Below are 22,503 nucleotides of genomic sequence, written 5' to 3'. Positions count from 1 at the left end.
AATTACGAATTAGCAATTACGAACACTGGCAAAAAGCTCCTTGTGAATTTTAAATTTTGAATTTTTCACTATGACAACTGTATCTCCTTCTGTGGAAGTTGAACGCAAAACGCCATTCTGGAAGAGATTGGGGCGAGTTCCTTGGACTTGGCGAATCACTATTGCATATCTGACGGTGATGTTGTTTATCCCGATAGTTGCCATGTTCCTGAAAGCAGCTACAGAACCTCCATCTAGGTTTTGGGCGATCGCAACCAGTGATATCGCACTAGCAACATACAACGTAACTTTTGTTACGGCAATATTTGCTGCCTTACTCAATGGCGTATTTGGAACTCTGATTGCTTGGGTTCTGGTTCGCTACGACTTTCCCTTAAAGCGCTTGATTGACGCCACAGTAGATTTACCATTTGCACTACCAACTTCGGTAGCAGGGCTAACCCTGGCAACAGTTTACAGTGATAATGGCTGGCTGGGTTCATTACTAGCACCACTGGGAATTAAGGTGTCTTTTACCCGCACGGGAGTAGCGGTAGCAATGATATTTATCTCACTACCTTTTATTGTGAGAACTGTGCAACCCGTGCTTCAGGAAATGGAACATGAAATTGAAGAAGCCGCCTGGTGTCTGGGTGCTTCTCAATGGCAGACCTTCTGGAAAGTGATTTTGCCACCTTTATTTCCCACAATTTTGACTGGTGTTGCCTTGGGTTTCTCCCGTGCAGTTGGAGAGTATGGTTCGACTGTGATTATCTCTTCCAATACGCCATTCAAAGATTTGATCGCACCTGTACTGATTTTCCAACGGTTAGAGCAGTACGACTATTCTGGTGCAACAGTAATTGGCATAGTTTTACTATCAATTTCGTTGGTATTGTTATTGGCAATTAATTTCTTACAAGCATGGGCAAGGCGGTATGACACTAGATAAGCCAAGTTTTCACTCATCTGCATCTGTATCAGATACAGCCAAGCCGAAAGAGCAGAAGAGTTGGGTGCCAATAGTTTTGATTGGGATAGCGATCGCCTATTTAGCCCTAGTTCAATATGTCCCGGCAATTAACGTTTTTATCCAAGCCTTCAGCAAGGGTGTTGGGCCGTTTCTATCCAACCTGACGCGACCAGCTTTTATCCATGCAGCTTGGCTGACACTGTTGTTGGCTGTGATTGCTTTGCCTGTAAATACAGTGTTTGGACTATGTGCAGCTTGGGCGATCGCTCGTCATAAATTTCCTGGACGCGCCATAGTTTTGAGCATTATTGACCTGCCCTTTTCGATTTCGCCCGTAGTTGCAGGATTAATGATTGTGCTACTTTACGGACGCAATGGCTGGTTTGGCCCTTGGCTCCAGGCCCATGATATCAAGATTATCTTTGCCTTTCCAGGTATGGTATTGGCTACAGCCTTCGTGAGTATGCCCTTTGTGGCGCGGGAAGTGATTCCGGTTTTAGAAGAGTTTGGTAAGGATCAAGAAGAAGCTGCTAGAACTCTAGGTGCGAAAGATTGGCAGATATTTTTGCGCGTCACCCTACCCAGTATTCGTTGGGGCTTACTCTACGGTTTAATTTTGACCAATGCCAGAGCAATGGGTGAATTCGGAGCAGTTTCAGTAGTATCTGGCAACATTGCTGACCAAACCCAGAGCCTACCACTGTTTGTAGAAGACGCTTACAAACAATACGAAACTGAAGCTGCCTTCTCTGCGGCTGTACTGTTAGCGTTGCTAGCAGTAGTAACCTTGGTGCTGAAGGAGATTCTAGAACGCAAAACCCGCATTAAAGATGTTGAATAGAAAAATCAAGCGATTATAGTTATCTTTTGAATAGGATATAAGCAAATCATGGGAGATGGTACGATCTACCTAGTACCTATCAGGAAATTACCGTTAGGGTTAAGAGTAGTTCTGTACCAATCCCGATTAGGGATTGAAATAATTCAGATATGGCTACTGACAATACACTTACCAATAAACGGATTCGACTCAGAATTCCTAAAGATTATCACCAGGAACCTGTTATTTCTCGCCTGGTGTCTGACTATGGACTGATTGTGAATATCACGGCAGCGATTTTGGGAGCCAATGCTGTCGGAGATGGTTGGTTTGACCTTGAACTACAAGGAACAGATGCACAAATTCAAAGCGGGTTAACTTATCTCCGCGATTTGGAATTGGAAGTCTGGGATGATACTAAAGCAAACGATTGGTAAGGGTTATAGCAACACAAACAGTTTATTTATCTGGTTTTAAGAGTATTGCAACCCGCAGATCCCCGACTTCGTAAAAGTTGTCGGGAATCTTGTTTTTCATGAATGATTCAGGATTGCTGTAGTGGTTTGTCTACAAAATAATATACCAAATCCCGTTATTATTTTGACGTAAAATACGGTATCTTCCCTCAAGAAATTCTAGCATTCTTGGAAAATTTTTGTTGATAGTAGGCTGCTGAATATAATCAATAAAGATATAAGGAGGCTTAGATGAATCTAACTCTTCTAGAAGTTTTGTCCATTGCTCAGGCAGAAAATATTCGAGTGCCCAACCACGTAGTGATGTTGCCTGAGTCCGATTGGAGAAGTAGTAAATAGATGGATCACCAGCTACATAAATCTTACCAGGAAGACTTCCTGGTTGGGAGATAAATTCAGCCTCTGAACGGAGAGATGGATATTTTTCTCTAAAAACAGTCTGATATTTAAATCGTGTATCTTCAGCTAAAGCAAAGTTATTATTAACCAGAACAACACTCTTTTTTATAAGAGTGTTCGATAAAGGCAAGAAAAACAAAAATATCAGCAGTATTGTAGTAAATGGGGAACTCAATTTTTTGAAAGATTCCCATAAAACATCTAATCCTTTAGTTGCTAAGATACCTAAAGGTACAAATAATAGTAAATAATGGTATTCCCAAAATGCCCCACGTTGTAGAACAATCACACCCCAAGCAAAAATACACCAAATCACAAGTAGCAAAGTCAATATATTCTTAGACTTACGCAATGATACATCTACTGCAACAGTAGCGGCTAAAAGTAGAGGGTAAAAACTGTTTAAGAACCATTTTATTCCTGCAAAAAGCCCACTTGGGTCAAATTGGGAATTAGCAACAATCCGAGGTGGATATAAAAAGAATGTTTGATACAAAATTGGTAAACTATTAAACCAGGCAAAATAGCTAACAATAAATAAAATAGGAAATGTAATCCCCATAAAAAGTGGAATAACTATTTCTACAAAGCTTTTTTGAATTTGCTCCCGTTTTATTATCACATAATATATCAAAATAGTTAGCCAAAATGAAATTAATATTAGCAAAAGTATTAATTTAAAAATGAGGACAATTCCCCCAACACAACCTGACAGTAAAAGTAGAAAAAATCTTTGTCTTCCTTCATATTTAAAAGATTGAGAAGTCAGCCAAAGACAAATGAATAAAGGAAAACTAACCAGTGCTTCCACTTGAGTAAGATGCCAAGGCTGTGAAACAGTATAGTAAACGCCAACCGTTAACAAAGGTACTAGACTGGCGATTATCGGATGCCGAAAATAGCTTTTTAGACTCAGCAACAATACTATAGACAGAAACACCATATAAATAAGTTCAAAGAGATGGATGCCAATCTCGTTAAAACCAAATAAAGTTCCCGCTAAAAAGTAAAAGTAAAAAATTCCTGGTTGCTTCACATCCCAAAAATCACGATATAGTAACTTTCCTTGTTGCATCTCCAAAGCACCTAGCCTAAAAAATGCTTGATCTCCATCAAATGGAAAAGGCAAATGTATAAGACCAATAATCACAATTGCAATCAAAACTAGAAAGTCAATTTTATTTAATTTAGTAATATTAATCATCAACCTTAATAATTAAAATTTAAGCAACTATCCTACACTGATTAATATCCTAACAGGGTAAAGAGCAAGGCAATTTTAGGATATGAACTTAAAGTTTAAAGTTTCTGCGATCGCGTCAACAGTGACTTTTCATTTTATTAAAAATTAGCTGAAGTACTAAAAATATTTAAGTAAGTAGGCAGGAATAAATTAAAGTATGTTAAGTAATGTAAAAAAATTTTTTCTCTACTTTGAAAGCTAAAGTCTTCAAAGTACGGCTAGAGCCGCTTAATATAAACCTTTAATTATTAACGCCGTTCCACTTCTTACACTGGAGGAAATAAGTATAAATGAAAACTTTCCTTCCAACTGGAGCATCTAACGTCGTCCACAGTCTAAGTCTCAAGTTGCGCGTGGATCGCTTAAACCGGACTATCTCTTGAAAATATATCTAAAAATATATTTTTATAAAAATGTCAACCGTATTAACCTCAAAGTTATCTAAATAAAATAACTACAAATTTCGTAAATTTACTAATTGTTTTTTTGTGGTCTTTGTGAGATTTTCTTTTACATAACATTAATGCATTAAATCGATAGACTTACAGTAGTTTAATAAAAGCCAGAAATATGAAAATTTCTATGAGGCTGACATTCAAGCAGGCACAGTTGAGTTGTGGGGGCACGGCATCAGCAAAATTCTCTGCCGAACCAAAAAATTGCGTAGGGGCAGCCCGCACTTCTCTACGTTCGCGCAGCGTGTCGCAGACAGAGGTTGTGCGTAGCTTGCACGATGTGGTACGGCACCGCTCATTGACCACCGTAGGCATGGCTATTGGAAATTAATCTGATGTCTCAGAGTAAATCTGTAGAATCCGCTTCAGTCCACAGTCGAATTCTCGTGCCTCAACGGTATAACAGGCAACCTGTAATTTCTCGACTGGTTTCTCGGTATGGTTTAACCGTCAATATTAAAGCTGCATCCTTGACATCCGACAATGACAGCGATGGCTGGTTTGATTTGGAACTTTCAGGAAATCCCCAAAAAGTGACAAATAGTCTATCTTACTTGCAAGGATTGGGAGTGAATTTGCTGCAACTAGCGATCGCTAACCAAATTCAACCCAACCAGCACACTCTACCTTTCCCAAATCCAGCTATCAAACTGAGTCCCAAAGACTCTGCATGGCTGACAAATAAATGGCAAGAACAATTCCAGCAATGGATTTCTCAGGGTCAGACCAATCGATTACGCTTACAACTGTGCGTCTTAAAATCTTATTACCAAGAACCAGTGATTTCCGAGTTAGTTTCTCGTTATGGACTAACAGTCAATATCACCAGTGCGCTACTTCAACCCGATACGCAAGATGATGGCTGGTTTGACTTGGATTTGTGGGGGAGAACAAAGCAACTCTACTCTAGCCTGAGTTATTTAGAAAAACTGGGACTACCGATTTGGTTGGATTTGTCTAGCGTTTATAGCGATGTCTACGACGGGCTACGCCTACGCTAATTAATAAAATCATCACTATCCAATGGCAGCACTAAATAACCAAAAAACCAATTTTCACAACAGATTATCACTGGTTTCTTCAGTTTACGAAAAAAGCCAAGTTACTCAGATTCGTCTGCGGATACATATTCCCAAATGCTATTTGCAAGCGCCCGTGATTTCGCAGTTAATTTCTACTTACGGCTTGGTAGTTAATATTACTAAGGCTATGTTACTACCAAATGCACATGCAGAAGGATGCTTTGACATCGAACTGCGGGGAACAGTGCCACAAATTTCTAGCGGTTTAGCTTACCTAGAATCCTTGAATCTTAGAATTGTCGGCAAGCCGAATGCTGACGGCGATAGCTGGTTTTACTAAAATAATTTAAATTTCATAGTACCAAATTTCTTCTTCTCGCAACACAATTCGATGTAGGGAGAGACGATCGATCAAGCCCTCTTGCTCAAACTGCCCAAGAACACGAGTGATCGTAACACGAGTTGAACCGAGCATTTCCGCCAGGTCTTCATGAGTCAGACGCATATCTATTAAACGTCCCTTCTCAACTTCCGAACCAAACTTTTTGGATAACCATGCCAATAGCTTGATGAGCATAGTATCCACTTTTTTATGGCTACGAATAATCATCAATTCTTGAGCCTGTTGGATATGGGCAAGTAGAGTTTCTGTTAGTTCAGTCCACTCCTCTAGAGGTAAAACTGTTGCCTCCACTTTAGTTAGGCATTCCATCTGATAAGGTTCTAATTTTGACAATCTCTTACCAACGACATCTCCAGGCCCCCACAATCCCAGAGCAACAGTTGTACCATCTTCCAGATAGCTAAAAGTTCTGACAAAACCCGTTTCAATCTTCCAAAGGTCGTTATGATGCTCTGGTAGAAATGACCTACGGGCAAAAAGTTGCTTAGTATTGTTACTGTTTGAACTAGAAAGGCTTGTGTACAAAGACACCATATTATATAAAACTATTCTCCGATAAATTAACCGTAGTATTACATTTATATCAGGTTATAAGAACCTATGGATATTAAAAAGGGGGGAGTGGGGAGCAGAGGGGCAGGGGAGCAAGGGAAGAATAATAATGCCCAATGACGCCAGTCGCCTCAAGTCGGGAAACCCTTTCGGCAGTTCCTCCTGGGGGAAACCCCCAAGACCGGACTGCCTCACCACGGCGCTGGCTCCCCAATGCTCAATGCCGTAAACTAAATTCCCGCACCATCAAGAAAATCTTCAATCATCCCATCAGAATTTTTGCTCTTAGGGTTGTTGGTTGGTTCGTCTCCAAGTTCAGTTGGAGACAAACTTGATTGATCTGACAACTGCTCGAACTGTTTCTCTAGAGACTTGACGCGTTCAAATAAAGCGCGGATTACTTCAGCTTCTACGTCGCGTACTTTATCATGATCCAGAACATTGGTAGTCAAGTTGTTCTGACGAGTCACGCGCCCTGGAATCCCCACTACAGTAGTGTTACTGGGGACATCTCGTAGCACCACAGAACCGGCTCCAATACGGACGCGATCGCCAATTTTAATATTTCCCAATACCTTCGCACCCGCCCCCACAACCACATGAGAGCCTAAAGTTGGATGGCGTTTGCCGCTTTCTTTCCCAGTCCCGCCAAGGGTGACACCTTGATAAATCAGAGCATAGTCGCCCACGATCGCAGTCTCACCAATCACTACTCCCATGCCGTGGTCAATAAACACTCCCTGGCCAATTAATGCCCCAGGATGGATTTCAATTCCGGTAAAAAACCTACTAAGATGAGAGATGAATCTTGGTATAAAGGGAATTCCAATTTTATACAGCCAGTGCGCCAATCGATGAAATATTAAGGCTTGGAGTCCAGGGTAACAGAACAATACTTCTAGCCAGTTACGGGCTGCTGGGTCACGCTCAAAAATGGTTCGCAAATCAGTTAGTAGCATACTCTGTTGAGATTTTTGTTGGTAGGTGAGGCTCTGAAAACAGAAACTCAGGATAATTCCCAGAAAAAGATCGAGTCCTTTATAGGAATTGTGTAAGTTTACAATCTACGGTAAATCGATAGAGTATAGTGTTTTTGTGGGTAATAAGTGGGATGCTATCACATTCCACAGTTGAAAAAAATTAATTTCGCATAAACTGCGATAAGTCCCTCAATTCACCGTAGTATATTGAGTACAGTCTTGAATAGCCAAAACTACGCTCTCTTGGATCTGTCTTCCAAAGTGGAATACGCTCTGCTGGCACTCTTAGAACTAGCAAGCCACCACGGGAAAAAACTTCCTCTAACCATGAGCGAGATCGTTGCCAAACAACCCATACCTGAGCGCTATCTGGAACAAATTTTGACTAACCTCCGGCGTGCTGGTGTGGTGCAGAGTCAACGCGGTTCTAAAGGAGGTTTCGTTTTAGTTCGTGAACCTTGGCAGATTACAATACTTGAAATTGTCACTTTGGTCGAAGGCGAGCGGAAAGAGAAAGATACCTCTAACTCTCCGACTCTAGAAAAGACTCTGGTTTATGAAGTTTGGGAGCAAGCTAACGCTGCCTCAATTGAAGTTTTGGGTCGTTATACACTCCAAGACTTGTGCGAGGAAAGAGAAACTCGCGCCCAGCAGAGTCCAATGTATTATATTTAGACACGACGGAGTACCCCCATGCGAATAGCCAAAGATATCACAGAGTTAATCGGCCGAACTCCTTTAGTTCAATTAAACAAGATTCCCCAAGCTTCAGGAGCGGTTGCTCGGATTGTCGTGAAGCTAGAAAGCATGAATCCAGCATCTTCTGTGAAAGACCGGATTGGCGCGAGTATGGTGGAAGCGGCGGAAGAAGCAGGCTTGATTCACCCCGGAAAAACTGTTTTAGTAGAGCCGACTTCTGGAAATACAGGAATTGCGCTAGCGATGGTGGCAGCTGCCAAGGGCTACCATCTCATTCTAACGATGCCTGACACAATGAGCCACGAAAGACGATCCATGCTCAAAGCTTATGGCGCTCAACTAGAGTTAACGCCAGGGGTAGAAGGGATGCGAGGAGCGATCGCTCATGCAGAGCAGCTTGTAGCTCAAACGCCCAATGCTTATATGTTGCAGCAGTTTCGCAACCCTGCTAACACGAAAGTTCACGCCGAAACCACAGCCGAAGAAATTTGGAATGATACCGATGGAGAGGTAGATATTCTTGTGGCGGGAGTGGGTACTGGTGGGACGATTACGGGAGTTGCAGAAGTTATTAAAAAACGGAAGCCGAGTTTCCAAGCGATCGCAGTTGAACCAAGCAGCAGCCCAGTATTAGCAGGTGGTAAATCAGGGCCTCACAAAATCCAGGGTATCGGCGCGGGATTTGTCCCAGCAATTTACCGTTCAGAAATGGTAGATGAAGTGATTCAGGTAGCGGATGAACAAGCGATCGCTTACAGCCGTCGCCTCGCAAAAGAAGAAGGATTGCTATCGGGGATTTCTACTGGCGCTGCTTTATACGCGGCTATTCAAGTGGCACAACGGCCAGAAAATGCAGGTCGTTTAATCGTGATGATCCAGCCTAGCTTCGGCGAACGTTACCTCAGCACCTCACTGTTCAAAGACCCAGAAGAGAATGAGTGGTTGAGTAAAGTTTGATTCAGGTGGGGTCTGAATCCCCATCAGTTAAGCCCAAAATCCTTGCTAGAGACGCATTAGCACAGCAGGACGTTAGCGTAACCCAATCCAATTTCGCGTCTCTACAGGTCTAACCTCTACTCAGTCTCGCGTCAGCCTGATTGAGCAAGTTATATCAGGTTTATAATAATGATTTTCAAAGCTTTTTAAATAATGTCGTTACCCCTCTTTTTCCAGATGGATTAACTGTTTTCAATACCAATGGACAGTATTTAGACAGCACAGGCAGTATTATTGAAGAAAAGTCTAAGACTATTTCCTTGTTTTTTAACTATACTCAGCAAAACAAAAACGTTTTCCTCCTGCCTCCTGCCCGGTTGTTGAGCGTAGTCGAAACACTGCCTCCTGCCTTCCTCGATAAAAATCTAAAATTGGCTCGTTTATCTACTAGAATTTTCACCAATTTCATCGTTACTGTCATTATTTTTCACCAAAATAATTAAACAGATACTACTAGCAGCTAGCTTTATTGGACTTAAAGCTTCACTTTTTAATACAATAAAAACGCCTAATCCGATCAGAACGAAAGGCACAAGATAATTAACATAGTGAGTCAATACATCAGCTATAACTCTATTGTTAATTAATTTGTATGCAACGTAGCACCAAACTCCTAACAAGAGAAAAAATAATCCGATAATTACCAAAAAGCTCTCTAAGTTGCAGCTAGCAAATAAAGGCACGTAGACACTAATATTATCGCTACCATTGGCAATTGTAACAGCAGCCACACTATAAGCTTGGGGAGAAAAAAAGCTAGTAATTGTTGATGCTTCAGCTTCTTCTGTGGCAGCTACAACTTCTTTTGATGAATCTTCTTCCCGATTCACTAAGCTACTGATACCTATAGACATTGGTAGTAAACCAAGTAATCCAATCCAGTTTTTTGATAAAACTAATCCCCCAAATAAACCCGGAAGACTAAGAATTAATAGAACTGTAAAACCTAGAAACTGACCAGCAACTATATGCCGGGGGCGAAAGTTAACATTTCTTTGAGAAAAAAACAACAATAGAATGACAATATCATCGATGTTAGTGGCAATGAATGCAATTGCCCCTGTAGTAATTTCAGTAACGAACTCGCTCATATTTGACAGTAGTTTTCAGGTATTTAGACTACGACTGAGATGGAGAATAGGGAGTAGGCTTGCCGTGAGCGTAGCCGAACGGGAGTCGTGTAGTTCAATTACTTGAAAGGTTAATTTGGTATGGTGGTAAATCGTAGGTTCTAAAAATCCAGCATGAGTCAGCTAGGGACAGCCTTCAGTGAAGGGATAATTGCCTTCATCGCCACTAACATAGATGACATCATTATCTTGTTAATATTTTTTTCACAGGTAGATGCTAATTTTCGGCGGCGGCATATCTTACTTGGTCAATATCTGGGTTTTTCAGCCATTATCATCGCTAGCTTACCAGGATTTTTTGGTGGATTGGTCATACACCGAGAATGGATAGGATTGCTAGGATTGCTACCAATTGGTATTGGTATTCACCACTTAGTATATAAAGAAGAAGATACTATAACAGTTCAGACAGTCAGTAGTGATTTTAACCAGCCAACATCTACTAACCCGGTATTGTCTTTTATTTTGAGTATTTTGCATCCCCAAACCTATAAAGTGGCAGCAGTAACGATCGCTAATGGTGGTGACAATATTAGTATATATATCCCTTTGTTCGCTGGTCATGACCTTGCCAGTTTGGGAGTAATTTTAAGTATATTTTTTATCATGGTAGGGGTTTGGTGTGCGATCGCTTATTTTTTAAGCCGTCAACCCACCATTGCTAATATTTTAAGTCGCTACGGTAACGCTGTTGTACCTTTTGTGTTAATTGGCTTGGGTCTATTCATTATGTATGAGCGAGGTACATTCACTCTACTACGTTGGATGAGAAATTAATCAATATATCTAGATATTTCTGCCAATTGTAACTTCAGCGATCGCTAAGTGAAGATTTATATCGTGAGCCATTAGGCATAATCGCACCTTCCAGGAAAGCATTACTCAGTTCAGAGTCGCTGACTTTAGCATTCTTGAGATTAGCACCAGTTAGATAAGCTCCCTCAAAATTAGCACCACTCAAACTAGCATCTCTCAAATCTGCACCACTCAGATTGGTATGACTCAAATCTGCACAAATCAAATTAGCGCCACTCAAATTTGCACTACTAAGATTAGCCTGATTCAATCGAGAAAAACCCAGTTTTGCATAACTTAAATTTGCACCACTAAGTTTAATCTGACTGAGATTAGCATTATCTAAATTGGCATAGCTGAGATTGGCATTAGTAAAATCGCTTTCCATTAAATTAGCTTTACTCAGATTGGCATGGGAGAGATTAATATCTACTAACTCCGCACCAGGAGCATCCAAACCTCTTAAAGAAACACCATCCTTATTCAAATCTTGCAGTGCCAAAATTCTGGCATAACTAACTTTCACATCGTGTGCTGCATCAATCGTACTCCAGGCTTGATAATGAAATTGTTTTCTGCGATCTGGAGCTTCCTTAATGAATAGAACTAGCGCCACCACCAAACTGATAGAATCAGCAGCACCCAAAGCCTTTGCCAGCAGCGAATTATCATCGACAATTATAACAACTACGGTAAAAATGACTACTGAAACTATACAGACTAACCATGTTGGTGCTATCCAGAAAGTATCAATAAGTTTCTTGGGAATTTGTTTGAGGACTTCACTTAATGGCTGTTCTGATATTTTGGTCTGAAATTGCTGACAATTAACGATAAAATCATTGATAATTTCTTTTAAAACTTCACCATCTAACTGAATTGATATCAGAGATTTTTTCTCTGGTTCTGCTGTGGATTGAAATAGCTGATATTCTTTTTGTATTTTGGTTTTTAATGTTGCAGGTTTTGCTAAAGTTTCAGTTATTTTTTCAGCTTGAACAGGTTTTGGTGAAGATTCTTCTCCCGCACCTTTTAACATCAACGCAGTAATAGCTCTAAAAGCATCTAGCCAAGCTTTTTTGACTTCAGGAGTCCAATATTGCTGGAGATATTGCTCCAACGTTACCAGTAGTGCTTCTATAACTAGTCCATAATATTTGGGAATAGCTCCATAGCCGACGTGTCTAGCTCCTAGAGCCTTGAGAACTGGTTCTAAAGCTTCTGGGTTACGGAGATTTTCTTTCTACTACCAAAACCAGAGAGCTTAATAGTTTTTTCTCTTGGTTTTTCATATCTGTTTTAGCAAACAGTGGTTTCATTTCTGGGTGAGCTTGAAAAAGATTATCGTAGAAACTGGCTGCAAATTCATCAGCGCGTGGTTTAACTTTTTCAAAGCTTTGCTCTAAAAGTTCAACATTTAAAGACATACTTTTTCTTTTACAAACTCAAATTTTCTAATTCCTGCCATAAAGTAGCCATAAAATCATTAGCATCCTTAATACCCATATTTGCCAGTGCTTTCCACTCTTCAGTAGTGTAATCTAAATCTTGTCCCATAATGTCTTGAGTCCAATAAGGCAACTTAGATGGATTTTCTATTAGGTCATAAGTCATTTCCAATATTTTTGTTCCTGGAGTATTTTTCCCAGCCTTTGTAGTCAGGCAAAAAGCCAGTAATTTAGCTAGATTGCTTTCCGGGGTAATAGATATTAGGAAAGCCATATTTTGTGCTAATACAAACTTGTCTAATTTCATATTTATTTTTTCCTAATTTACAAATACTTTAACCAAGGGTTTTTATTCTCGATTTAGCAGGTAAAAATGTACCTTCTCCAAAATTATGTTAAAAGAATGATGTTGATTGCGCTACAAAATACTTTTTATGATAGAAGCAAAGGCTTTTTTTAAATCCCATCGTGAATGGGATTTAAAAAGTCTTTGTCAGCTAAATCAGTAGATTTAGCAATAATTAATTATCTTTCTACCGGTGATGCAGCAAGAGTATTAAAGTACAATAAGGCTAAGTGACAAATTTATCAATGGCTTTTTTAAAAATTTTTTGACAAGTTCAATAAAAATTTAAGAATATTTAAAAACTATAGAAACACCTACTAGTAAAGGTTGACGGAAATAAACAGATCGTATTGCTGGGAAAAGTGATTGTCAGGTTAATAACCGTTTTGTGGGTGTTAAATTCAATATTTTCCGAGCGCACCCGCATAACGTGGGTTGTAAGAGAGGGTAAACGAAAGAGAAAGTGACAAACACTAACTCCACGTTTTTAGATTCGACTATGACCTTTATTGATTAGGAAAATAGTAGAAGCAAAACTTTATGTTAAACCCAGTTTCAAAAACTGATTAGATTAACAGTATGAAAGTCAGTGACTAACAATGGGCAGATTTTAGCGCCTAGTAAGAACTTTTCAAACATCCATCTGAGAGTGTCAAACCTGATGAACTAATTTCCAACTTACCATCATCAAAATGGCATAAATGATAAACCGTAGTGGGCGCTGGGGAGCTACTTGGCAGATTTTAGCACCTAGTAACACCCCAGGCACAGAACCTAGCCATATAGGCAGTACCAAATTCCAATCAACTGTTCCCAAGCTCAGATGACCAAGGGCTGTAAACAGCAGTAAAATCGCTGCGTGTGAAATATCTGTACCCACTAACTTCCGTGCATCAAGGCGGAAAAACCCAATCAGCACTAGGGCAAACATTGAACCTGATGAGACGCTAGTTAGACCAACCAAACAGCCTAAAATTGCTCCCAAAGTAATTGTCATAAATCGACCAAAGTTAGTTTCTAAGTCTAATTTTGGCAGTTCGGGTAAATTAAATTTGGGGAAAAAAGTCAATAACAACAATTGCACTAGTGCTAAAACTGTGACTAGCAAAATCATCCCGCCAAGCAAACGGAACAAGATATTATCCAGGTTAGACTCACCTGTATGTTTAATGAAGTGCAAAATCCCCACTCCGAACAGTGAGCCTGGAACACTCCCAAATGCCAGCCATTTGACAACTTCTGTGTCGAGGGTTTTCTGTTCCCAATGCTTGACGCTACCAACAATTTTCATCAAGGTGGCGGCCACAACATCAGAACTCACAGCGATAGAAGGCGGAACCTGAAAAATAAAAATCAACATTGGGGTGATGAGAGACGCTCCACCAATTCCCGTCAAACCAACGATGATACCAACAAAAAAGCTTAAGAACGGTAGTAATAAATAGTGCATACTCTTCGGGGGTTTCAACAATTAGTTATCAGTTATCAGAGTCCTGTTAAGTCTCCCACTTCTATAAGTGAGCAGCGTCGCTAAGGGTTGATTAAATCCCCAAACGAAGCCTTGATAACTTTTCACTGACTTAACTACGAGCAGCTAAAGAACGGCAACTCAGCCAAACTATAGCCCAGTGCTAGACAGGGCTAGTTATGACAAGTTATTGTCTTTCTCAAAGATTCCTGGACAACTTAAAACCTGTGTGGAAGTTTTTGTAAGCATGACAACTGGCATTTAGCTCAAACAGACTTTGATAACTGCTTATTGGTCAGTCGCTCTGCTAAACTCAACTTCTAACTAGGTTTTCTACAGTTTTACATAAAAACCACGTAAGGCGATGCACTTACCGTATTTTACTCGTAAGCATGATTAAACGTCCAGCGTATTCGCGTTGTATATCGTTCAATTATCTGGATAATACACCGCAGTCAGTTAAACTCCCTACGGACTGGTTGCTAAAAAATTTACCTACAAGTTAATAAACATAGGGATAATTCCAAACTTTCTAGAGACACGATATATCGCATTTATGCTGCAATTAGGCAACATCCTGAAAGTGATTACAATACTCAAGGTCAATTCCGATTCCCTAGTTTAATGACTCATGGAAAACTTTGTTTTTTGCAATCCAGTCAAAATCCTGTTTGGCAAAGGTCAAATCGCCAACATTGCTGCTGAAATTCCTGATAATGCCAAAATCCTGATTAATTATGGTGGGGGTAACATCAAAACTAATGGCGTCTATAACCAGGTGAAGTCTGCATTGGCAAACTTTGGCTATAGCCAAAGCCTAATTCTTTGCTCAGTGTTGAAAAAAGCTTGACTTGCAAGTAACTATCATGCTACCTTCAATCAAACCATTCGGTCGGTAATATTTTATTTACAGCAATTTTCAATTCAATAAACTCCCTACTATCAAAATCGCTGTAATGTCCAAAGGCGAAGAAACAAAAACCAGAATTCTTCAGCAAGCAGCCGAACTGTTTAATCAACAGGGGTATGCAGGTTCATCGATGTCAGACATTATGCGTGTAACTGGATTGCAGAAAGGAGGAATTTACAATCACTTTCAAAGCAAAGATGATCTCGCACTACAGGCTTTTGATTTTGCGATCGCTCACATTAAGCAGCATACTAGATTTGCATTACAAAGCAAACACCACGCAGTAGAACGTCTGCAAGCAATTATTGGGGTGTTTAGTAGCTTCGCAGAAAATCCACCGCTCAAGGGAGGGTGTCCACTGCTGAATACTGCTGTGGAAAGTGATGATGCTCATCCAGCGTTGCGAGAACGCGCTCAACAAGCGATGAACTCTTGGCTGCATCTAATTTGTGGAATTATTGAAAAAGGAATTGAAAAGGGTGAAATTCGCCCGGAAGTGAGTGTTGATGAAATCGCTACCATCATAATTGCAACGCTGGAAGGAGGCATAATGATGAGCAAGCTTTATGGAGATTCAATTCATATCCATAGGGTAATTAATCACCTGAATCAATACTTAGAAACTTCTCTTTAATTGAACAGACCGAGCAGTATTAAAAAATATCAAGAGAAATAATGCTAGTAAATAACAACTTACACAGACCATTAGAAGTAGTATTAGCAATTCCTGTAAAAACATACGACATTGATTTTATGGGAATTGTGAGTAATATCGTGTATATCAGATGGCTAGAGGATTTACGTCTAAAGTTTTTAGATGAACATTGGCAACTCAATCAACAAATTGAGCAAGGATATACACCAATTCTAGCCGGAACTGAAATTGAATATAAACGTCCGATAAAGATTATTGATCGGGTGATTGGACGTTTATGGCTGAGTAGTTTAGGACGCTTAAAGTGGACTGTGCAAGCCGAAATTTTATCTAACAATGAGTTAGCAGCAGTGGCTAGTCAGAAGGGTGGTTTTGTCAGTCTGCAAAATAATTGTCTTATTCCCATTCCAGAGGAATTACAGAAAAAATATTTACAGTATCAACAAGGGATTCAGAAAATTTAATAATTAGAAATACTTCAATATTTTTTTGAGTTTTTACAGACTGTTCGGTTTGTTTGTAAACATAATCTCGACTATAATACCGATTCTTCATGAATACGCAAAAGAACCCCACTGCCTGCGGCACCTCCCACCTCCCCTTGGTAATAGCAGATTGGGAGGGGTCTCTAAAAACTTACTAATTTCTTGATGGTTCTCCTTAAATCCCCTCTCTGTAAGCGGGGCTAGCATGTACACAAGTCGAAAAAAGCTCGATTTACTATTCATCTCATTCCCATGTAGAGTATGGGAACGAGGAAAACCTCATCAAGTTTGGATTTTTAAGACTTGTGTGTGCAGCCAAGACAAGCGGCGAGGGGAGACGAAGTGTAGCTTAAGCTCTTTGGGGTTATTTAGGTTTAATAAGCAATCAAGCGGACATGATATGAGAGGTCAAATATTCACAAATATTGTGTTGAGTGGGCAAACAGCCAACTTTTTTATTGTCAATCTCGTAAATATACGGGAACTTCTTGTTTTGAGTTTTGGTCACTTTATGTCACTTTGAACAGCAAGGCGGTTCTGACTCCAATCGATTAGGTATAGTCCAACTCAGGCATTGCAGCCTTATATGTCGTCTAATTTAACTGACCCTAACTCTTCGGTAAACCACTGTACCCATCCAAAGGTATGTACAAATGCTGTTATCCGTTGTCAGCTTTTCCTCAATTGTCTTTATATATACAATAATTACACTTTGTTAGTCAGATTAACGCAGACTTAAAGCACTTTCAAATCGCTAAAATGGATGTTTGCTTATGGAAAAATTTCGTCATATCCAACCAAATATTACCATAATTCTTTATATATATACTAAAATTCTATGAAAGCTATATCAAACGACACTTCAAACACTTTTGCACCCAAAAACCTCTATACTAGACTAAACTTTGATAAATTTGAGAGTTTTGTTAATTGCAACACCAAAAACTATCAATTTTTAAATGAAATACTAGCGTATCTTATAGTCTATAGTTTTTAAGGTTTAGTCAAAACTATATCCAGTATCATCAAAAAACTGCAAACTTCATGTGGTGCCAAAATCAAGTGGGGAGTGAAAACATGAATTTACGTAGAGATGCATTGCAAATCCTTAAAGAAACTAGCCGAACTTTTTATATCCCAATTAGTGTTTTACCGCCAGGATTACAAGAAGCAGTAGCATCAGCATATTTGTGTATGCGTGCCATTGATGAAATTGAAGATCATCCCGAACTAGATAACGCTACTAAAGCAAAGTTATTAAGAACCATTAGCCTGACATTACAGGCAGGAGTTGATGGCTTCGCGGTAGATGCTTTCTTTGCAGGATTTAGTGGGTATGAGAATTCATTAGAAGAAGTCACTTTGAGGATTAGAGAATGGTCACTGCTAGCACCAGACACCATTGCACCTCGAATTTGGGATGCCACTGCTGCAATGGCAGACCGGATGGCTTATTGGGCAGAAAAAAACTGGAAAATTTATACAGAATCTGATTTAGATCGTTATACCTTTGGAGTTGCAGGTGCAGTGGGACTGTTACTTTCTGACTTGTGGACTTGGTATGATGGAACACAAACGAACCGTACCCAGGCGATTGGTTTTGGTCGGGGTTTACAAGCAGTCAATATCTTGCGTAACCATACTGAAGATTTGGGGCGTGGGGTAGAATTCTTCCCAGAAGGTTGGAGTGCAGAAAATATGCAAGAGTATGCTCGGCGCAATCTAGCCCTGGCAGAAGCTTATATCAAAGACCTTCCTACCGGGCCAGCCTTAGATTTTTGTCAAATCCCCTTCACCTTGGCAAACGGCACTCTTGACGCCCTTGCTAATGGTAAAGAGAAACTCAGCCGGAGTGATGTTTTTGCACTTATCGAACAGCTGATTAGTGTGAACATGAAAGCTAGCTAATAATCTCTTAACGACTAATGGAGATGATTCTAAATTGCCTCCAAATTTGGGCATCCAAAATTCTACAGCAATTTTTTGTAGAGTAGCCAGTGCAGTCTTGGGGTTTCCCCAATATAGTAACTGGCGTTGGGCACTGCCCTCCAATACCTTTAAATACCAATTCTCCCATGCAAACAAACCAGATTAAAGCTGACTTTTTCAATGGGATAGCAGCACGATGCAGCCACAAGCCTTGAGAGAGCGTCATTAGTAATTACGAATTGGTAGAAAGTAGTATAAACAGTATTTGCCAATGTTAAGTATAATAAATAATCTTGTTTAGCGATCGCTTTAGGTAATCTCAGTTAAACTTTAGGAAATCTTCAAAGGATTTCCAGCAAAAATTACCTGGCAAGAGTTGATTAATGTCTAAATAATTGAAAGGGAGTATAACACTCCCCGTGATTATTCGTGCAGCGAGTTGAGAGTGCATGAGCTACTGCTTAAATCCTACCTGTTCCAATCCAGAAAATTTGGTATATAGCCAAAGGTGTCAGTCTTGTGGCTCGCAACTACTGTTGCGCGATCGCTATCAGGTGATCAAACCATTAGGTCAGGGTGGCTTTGGAGCGACCTTCCTAGCCAATGATCAAGGCTTACCAGGAGAACCGAGTTGCGTCATCAAACAATTACGCCCATCAGGAAGCGCCCCACACGTTTTGCAGATGGCCAGAGAACTCTTTGAGCGAGAAGCCAAAACTCTAGGTAAGATTGGCAATCATCCCCAAGTACCAAGATTGTTAGACTATTTTGAAGATCATGAGCAATTCTACTTAGTTCAAGAATATATCAGTGGCGATACCTTGCAAGAGGAGGTCAAACTTAATGGCATCTTGAGCGAAACTGGAGTTAAGCAATTTTTGAGCGAGATTTTGCCACTGTTGCAATACATCCACGAGCAAAAGGTGATTCACCGTGATATCAAGCCAGCCAACTTAATCCGCCGCACCCAAGATGCGAGAATGGTACTCATCGACTTTGGTGCCGTCAAAAACCAAATTAGCCAAAGTGCGACAGGCCCATCAGGACAGACAGCATTAACTGCGTATGCTATTGGTACTCCTGGTTTTGCACCTCCAGAGCAAATGGCTATGCGTCCAGTTTACGCCAGTGATATTTATGCATTAGGGGTAACATGCATTTATTTACTGACTAGCAAAACTCCTAAAGATTTAGATTACAATCCCAACACTGGCGAGATGATGTGGGAGCAACTTGTGCAAGTGAGCGATCACTTGGGCAATGTGTTGCGAAAAATGTTAGAGGTGTCTGTACGTAATCGCTATCAGTCAGCGGCAGAAGTTCTCAGAGCATTGGAAATAGAACCATACTTAGATAGTTTAGCAAAGGGTTTGCTGATTAAATCTGATAATGGATCTAAAGAGCGAACACATAACCACCTGGAAAATTCTGCTGTTTTATGTAACAACCCTGCTGCTACCAGCACTGGAGTGGCACAGGTAGCGGCAGCGATTCGTGCTAGACGAGCCAAGGCAGCGGAAGTTGCGGGATTATACCAGGGTTCTGGGATGGCCAAATCAACGACTTTCACTAGCAACAGCAATGGTTCACAAGTTCAAAATTCTAAAGTTGGGCGAAAGTTAGATACCCAAGGTTTATTAACAGCTTATCTGAAGGGAAGACGAGATTTTGCCTTACACAATTTAAATTTGCTAAATCTGCAAGGTGCTGATTTATCTCAAACAAATTTCCATTCTGCTCAATTGCAAAAAACCAATCTTCAGGGAGCTAATCTTCACAATAGTGACTTTGGCAGAGCCAGTCTTACTCGAGCAAATCTTAAGGATGCTAATTTGAGCAAAGCATACTTTAATCATGCTGATTTAGAAGGAGCAGACCTGCGAGGCGCAGACCTTAGCAATGCTTATCTCAGCAATGCTAACCTCCGAGGAGCTAATCTCTGTGGTGCTAATCTCACCAGTGCCAAAATTTCTGATGAGCAGCTAGCACTAGCAAAAACAAATTGGATGACCGTGCGTCCCAATGGGAAACGAGGTTTGTTGTGATTTTAAAGCGTGAATTACCCCAACCTATAGACGGATGGGGTTTCCCAATTCATCGGGAATAGCCTCTCTTGTCGCTGTAGTTCTATCCGAATATTCTCCTATATTAGATTCTAGATTATCCTGACGGATGAACCCTTTTTATTGAAATCAATTATTTTAGATTAGCAGAATAGCCTCAACTCCCTGCTTTTAAGCTCTCCATTTTTATTAACAATTTTAAAACACTTATTTTATAAGAATCACAAGGCTAAACTTTTCTCACATCTGGGAAAATTAGCCCTGATTATTCTTGATAAAAACTTAGATTCATTCAGAATTAACCAAATATATATAATGTTTAGGTTGATCGATAGCCATCACTATCACGAATATTAAGAAATCTGCAACTATCTGGCAAAAATACGTAGATGGTTGTCAATTATTCATGAAATCTTTATGATTTTTATCTGTTACAAATAACAATTGATTATTTACAATAAACAATAAAGCATCATAATAATTTTATAAAGATACTTACATGCTTTTTATGGCTATAAACAACAGTGAATCTCGTACCTAAAATTTTTAAAATAGAATGATCTTAAACCACTAAATTTTTCAGATTGCAGCAAAAAGCAAAAAATCAATTATCCCTGATTGTAGGCTTGAGAAGTATATCACAACCGAAATCAGGTAGTATAAGGTTTACGTATAATGACTGACTTTGCACAAACGGAAATAGAACGCCGATTAACTTTATATCAAGTATTCCTCAAGTTGTATGAACACCACAGCAGCCTTCTAGATGAGATTCTTCAGCTAGAAAACCTATCTCAACCGTCGTTGAGGAGAGTCAAGGCGGGTTACGTACATGGTGTAGTGGATAATACTGCTGTTTATTTGATGACTAACTTGGGTGACAATCAGACTCAGAGTTTACGACAGCCACAACAAATCTGGACGATAGGTCGTAATCGCACCAGTGGTATTTGCATTGCTGACAATCATCTGTCTCGTCGCCACGCTGCTATTCAGTATATTGACGAGCAAGGCTTTTACTTAAGTGATTTCAACAGTACCAATGGCTCGTTTGTGAATGGTAATCGCGCTTTTAGGCCGATCAAGCTCAAAGATGGCGATCGCATCCGTCTAGGAAATATGACTTTTGATTTTTTTGTGACTTCTACCTACTGTGTTCTGCCAACTGTTGCAATGGATTTATTGATGCAGCTTGTGCATCGCAGGAATAATCATACAGTAGATATGCTTACTTATTCCCAGAATAGACAAAAATCTCTAACTGAAAAATCAGATTCTAATTTAGAGGCTTTGAGAAATTTCGGAATAGTTGAGAAGGTTGAAAATTTTTATGACAACTTCAGTTCAGAACAGAAATCAGAAATTTTAGACCGCCTGTTTACTACACAAATACCGTCTAATCCCAGCCAGCTAAAAAATTGGAACTTCTAGCAGTTTTCAATTGCTTCAGGAGCACTGTACATGGATAGCGTGACATTTAGTCTGTTAGTCTGTGCTGAGTAAGAAGGTAAGATTTGCTGAGGCAGACAGGCAGACAAATAGTGAAAGTTAAAAGGGAACTCGTCAAAATATATAAAAAAAATTAAGAATGTGATTAAATATCATAGCAATCATTTTGGAGTGGCATCTCTAGCTCACAATAAAAAGAAAGCGATTCAGGGATTGAGTGAGTAATTTCTGCTCTATCCTGGCAACAGGAGGATACTCAAGGTCTACCAGCAGTAGCAACAGTGATAGTGATGTACTCCAGTTATGTGGCTCACCGCTACGCGTCTACGGAAAAAAACCCCCCAGTGGGTGTTAACCTACTAGGGGAGTTAGTTATCAGGGTGCATCTACCAATTAAATGTTCTCAGGTTGAAGACCATACTCCGGATAAATTTGTACAAAGGTCAATTATTTTTTAAATAAAAAAACCCCCAGTGGGTGTTAACCTACTAGGAGAGTGAGTTATCAGGGTGCATCTACCAATAATCTTTTCTAGGGGCAGCCAGTATCTTCCGGGAAAAATGAACTAAATTAGAGTTGATGGCGATGTCTACAACGGGCTGTGACGCTCGTACCTCTATGGAGAAGCAAGCTACGCGTAGCATCTCTGAGAGGAAAAGACTCGCTGATATTTCTCTAGGAGACGCATTCGCGATCGCTATTGGTAAGGCAACTAGTAGAAAAAACTCCCACTGGGTGTTAACCTATCAGGGGAGTGAGTTATCAGGGTCAGTTATTTTTTTAAATAAAAAAACCCCCAGTGGGTGTTAACCTACTAGGAGAGTGAGT

At 40.0% G+C, this 22,503-nt stretch carries 24 protein-coding genes and 2 pseudogenes; 16 read left to right on the top strand and 10 right to left on the bottom strand.

Annotated features, from left to right (window positions below; translation table 11 throughout):
- Window positions 1-70: 70 nt before the first annotated feature.
- The 3 genes from cysT to V7L12_RS21000 all read left to right on the top strand — a co-directional run bounded on the left by cysT (window position 71) and on the right by V7L12_RS21000 (window position 2,209).
- Entirely contained in the window at window positions 71-931 is an 861-nt protein-coding gene (gene cysT / locus V7L12_RS21010; protein ID WP_334825242.1) for a sulfate ABC transporter permease subunit CysT, read from the top strand.
- On the top strand, window positions 918-1,793 hold the full coding sequence (cysW, locus tag V7L12_RS21005; protein ID WP_335087167.1) for a sulfate ABC transporter permease subunit CysW: 876 nt from the start codon (window positions 918-920) through the stop codon (window positions 1,791-1,793). The genes cysT and cysW overlap by 14 nt, the downstream gene beginning before the upstream one ends.
- Before the next feature lie 149 nt (window positions 1,794-1,942).
- On the top strand, window positions 1,943-2,209 hold the full coding sequence (locus V7L12_RS21000; RefSeq protein WP_335087165.1) for an NIL domain-containing protein: 267 nt from the start codon (window positions 1,943-1,945) through the stop codon (window positions 2,207-2,209).
- Window positions 2,210-2,339: 130 nt separating this feature from the next.
- Here the strand turns inward: V7L12_RS21000 and V7L12_RS20995 are convergent, their stop codons facing one another.
- Together V7L12_RS20995 and V7L12_RS20990 are read right to left on the bottom strand one after the other, a co-directional pair.
- Window positions 2,340-3,851: a hypothetical protein gene (locus tag V7L12_RS20995; protein ID WP_335087163.1), complete on the bottom strand. Its 1,512-nt coding sequence runs from the start codon at window positions 3,849-3,851 to the stop codon at window positions 2,340-2,342.
- A 581-nt stretch (window positions 3,852-4,432) separates the two neighbouring features.
- Window positions 4,433-4,660, bottom strand: a complete 228-nt coding sequence (locus V7L12_RS20990; RefSeq protein ID WP_335087161.1) for a hypothetical protein — start codon at window positions 4,658-4,660, stop codon at window positions 4,433-4,435.
- A 20-nt stretch (window positions 4,661-4,680) separates the two neighbouring features.
- Between V7L12_RS20990 and V7L12_RS20985 the strand changes: the two genes are divergently transcribed.
- Together V7L12_RS20985 and V7L12_RS20980 are read left to right on the top strand one after the other, a co-directional pair.
- A complete protein-coding gene (locus tag V7L12_RS20985; RefSeq protein ID WP_335087159.1) occupies window positions 4,681-5,346 on the top strand; it encodes an NIL domain-containing protein in 666 nt (221 codons plus the stop codon).
- 22 nt (window positions 5,347-5,368) lie between these two features.
- Window positions 5,369-5,707 carry an NIL domain-containing protein gene (locus tag V7L12_RS20980; RefSeq protein WP_335087158.1) on the top strand — a complete coding sequence of 113 codons (339 nt, stop codon included), beginning with the start codon at window positions 5,369-5,371 and terminating at the stop codon, window positions 5,705-5,707.
- A 6-nt stretch (window positions 5,708-5,713) separates the two neighbouring features.
- On the opposite strand, the gene V7L12_RS20975 is transcribed toward V7L12_RS20980, so the two are convergent.
- Both V7L12_RS20975 and cysE read right to left on the bottom strand, forming a co-directional pair.
- The gene (locus V7L12_RS20975) at window positions 5,714-6,304 is read right to left on the bottom strand and encodes a Crp/Fnr family transcriptional regulator (RefSeq protein WP_334825229.1); all 591 of its coding nucleotides are present in this window, start codon (window positions 6,302-6,304) and stop codon (window positions 5,714-5,716) included.
- 248 nt (window positions 6,305-6,552) lie between these two features.
- Entirely contained in the window at window positions 6,553-7,281 is a 729-nt protein-coding gene (gene cysE / locus V7L12_RS20970; protein ID WP_335087156.1) for a serine O-acetyltransferase, read from the bottom strand.
- 213 nt (window positions 7,282-7,494) lie between these two features.
- Between cysE and V7L12_RS20965 the strand changes: the two genes are divergently transcribed.
- From V7L12_RS20965 to V7L12_RS33280, 3 genes are all read left to right on the top strand, one after another.
- Entirely contained in the window at window positions 7,495-7,977 is a 483-nt protein-coding gene (locus V7L12_RS20965; protein WP_194041908.1) for an RrF2 family transcriptional regulator, read from the top strand.
- A gap of 18 nt (window positions 7,978-7,995) precedes the next feature.
- Entirely contained in the window at window positions 7,996-8,958 is a 963-nt protein-coding gene (cysK, locus tag V7L12_RS20960; protein ID WP_335087154.1) for a cysteine synthase A, read from the top strand.
- A 140-nt stretch (window positions 8,959-9,098) separates the two neighbouring features.
- On the top strand, window positions 9,099-9,440 hold the full coding sequence (locus V7L12_RS33280; RefSeq protein WP_442947902.1) for a DUF3574 domain-containing protein: 342 nt from the start codon (window positions 9,099-9,101) through the stop codon (window positions 9,438-9,440).
- Here V7L12_RS33280 and V7L12_RS20955 read toward each other — a convergent pair.
- Window positions 9,378-10,088 (bottom strand): cadmium resistance transporter, encoded by a 711-nt coding sequence (locus tag V7L12_RS20955; RefSeq protein ID WP_335087152.1) that lies wholly within the window; start codon window positions 10,086-10,088, stop codon window positions 9,378-9,380. The two genes, V7L12_RS33280 and V7L12_RS20955, sit on opposite strands and share 63 nt — an antisense overlap.
- A 153-nt stretch (window positions 10,089-10,241) precedes the next feature.
- Here V7L12_RS20955 and V7L12_RS20950 point away from each other — a divergent pair, with 153 nt between their 5' ends.
- Window positions 10,242-10,904, top strand: a complete 663-nt coding sequence (locus V7L12_RS20950; protein ID WP_335087150.1) for a cadmium resistance transporter — start codon at window positions 10,242-10,244, stop codon at window positions 10,902-10,904.
- A 34-nt stretch (window positions 10,905-10,938) separates the two neighbouring features.
- On the opposite strand, the gene V7L12_RS20945 is transcribed toward V7L12_RS20950, so the two are convergent.
- From V7L12_RS20945 to V7L12_RS20925, 5 genes and pseudogenes are all read right to left on the bottom strand, one after another.
- Window positions 10,939-11,310: a pentapeptide repeat-containing protein gene (locus V7L12_RS20945; RefSeq protein ID WP_335087208.1), complete on the bottom strand. Its 372-nt coding sequence runs from the start codon at window positions 11,308-11,310 to the stop codon at window positions 10,939-10,941.
- Window positions 11,311-11,340: 30 nt separating this feature from the next.
- A pseudogene (locus V7L12_RS20940) lies at window positions 11,341-12,099 on the bottom strand (globin); the annotation flags it as partial.
- Between the two features lie 49 nt (window positions 12,100-12,148).
- Window positions 12,149-12,349: a hypothetical protein gene (locus tag V7L12_RS20935; RefSeq protein WP_335087148.1), complete on the bottom strand. Its 201-nt coding sequence runs from the start codon at window positions 12,347-12,349 to the stop codon at window positions 12,149-12,151.
- A gap of 10 nt (window positions 12,350-12,359) precedes the next feature.
- On the bottom strand, window positions 12,360-12,677 hold the full coding sequence (locus tag V7L12_RS20930) for a hypothetical protein (RefSeq protein WP_335087146.1): 318 nt from the start codon (window positions 12,675-12,677) through the stop codon (window positions 12,360-12,362).
- A gap of 691 nt (window positions 12,678-13,368) precedes the next feature.
- A complete protein-coding gene (locus V7L12_RS20925; protein WP_335087144.1) occupies window positions 13,369-14,166 on the bottom strand; it encodes a sulfite exporter TauE/SafE family protein in 798 nt (265 codons plus the stop codon).
- 649 nt (window positions 14,167-14,815) lie between these two features.
- Here V7L12_RS20925 and V7L12_RS20920 point away from each other — a divergent pair.
- From V7L12_RS20920 to V7L12_RS20890, 7 genes and pseudogenes are all read left to right on the top strand, one after another.
- Window positions 14,816-14,980: pseudogene (locus tag V7L12_RS20920) on the top strand (NADH-dependent alcohol dehydrogenase); the annotation flags it as partial.
- A gap of 160 nt (window positions 14,981-15,140) precedes the next feature.
- Entirely contained in the window at window positions 15,141-15,728 is a 588-nt protein-coding gene (locus V7L12_RS20915; protein WP_335087142.1) for a TetR/AcrR family transcriptional regulator, read from the top strand.
- A gap of 41 nt (window positions 15,729-15,769) precedes the next feature.
- Complete coding sequence (locus tag V7L12_RS20910; protein WP_334926929.1) at window positions 15,770-16,213, top strand: acyl-CoA thioesterase; 444 nt, start codon at window positions 15,770-15,772, stop codon at window positions 16,211-16,213.
- Window positions 16,214-17,311: 1,098 nt separating this feature from the next.
- Window positions 17,312-18,142 (top strand): phytoene/squalene synthase family protein, encoded by an 831-nt coding sequence (locus tag V7L12_RS20905; RefSeq protein ID WP_292748868.1) that lies wholly within the window; start codon window positions 17,312-17,314, stop codon window positions 18,140-18,142.
- A gap of 470 nt (window positions 18,143-18,612) precedes the next feature.
- Window positions 18,613-20,208, top strand: a complete 1,596-nt coding sequence (locus V7L12_RS20900; protein ID WP_335087139.1) for a serine/threonine-protein kinase — start codon at window positions 18,613-18,615, stop codon at window positions 20,206-20,208.
- 693 nt (window positions 20,209-20,901) lie between these two features.
- Entirely contained in the window at window positions 20,902-21,657 is a 756-nt protein-coding gene (locus V7L12_RS20895) for an FHA domain-containing protein (protein ID WP_335087137.1), read from the top strand.
- A 603-nt stretch (window positions 21,658-22,260) separates the two neighbouring features.
- Entirely contained in the window at window positions 22,261-22,485 is a 225-nt protein-coding gene (locus tag V7L12_RS20890; protein WP_335087135.1) for a hypothetical protein, read from the top strand.
- Window positions 22,486-22,503: the final 18 nt, after the last annotated feature.

Source organism: Nostoc sp., assembly GCF_036918245.1.
GTDB lineage: Bacteria > Cyanobacteriota > Cyanobacteriia > Cyanobacteriales > Nostocaceae > Nostoc.
The sequence above is the reverse complement of the archived record's forward strand: the minus strand, read 5'-3'. Positions and strand labels throughout refer to the sequence as shown.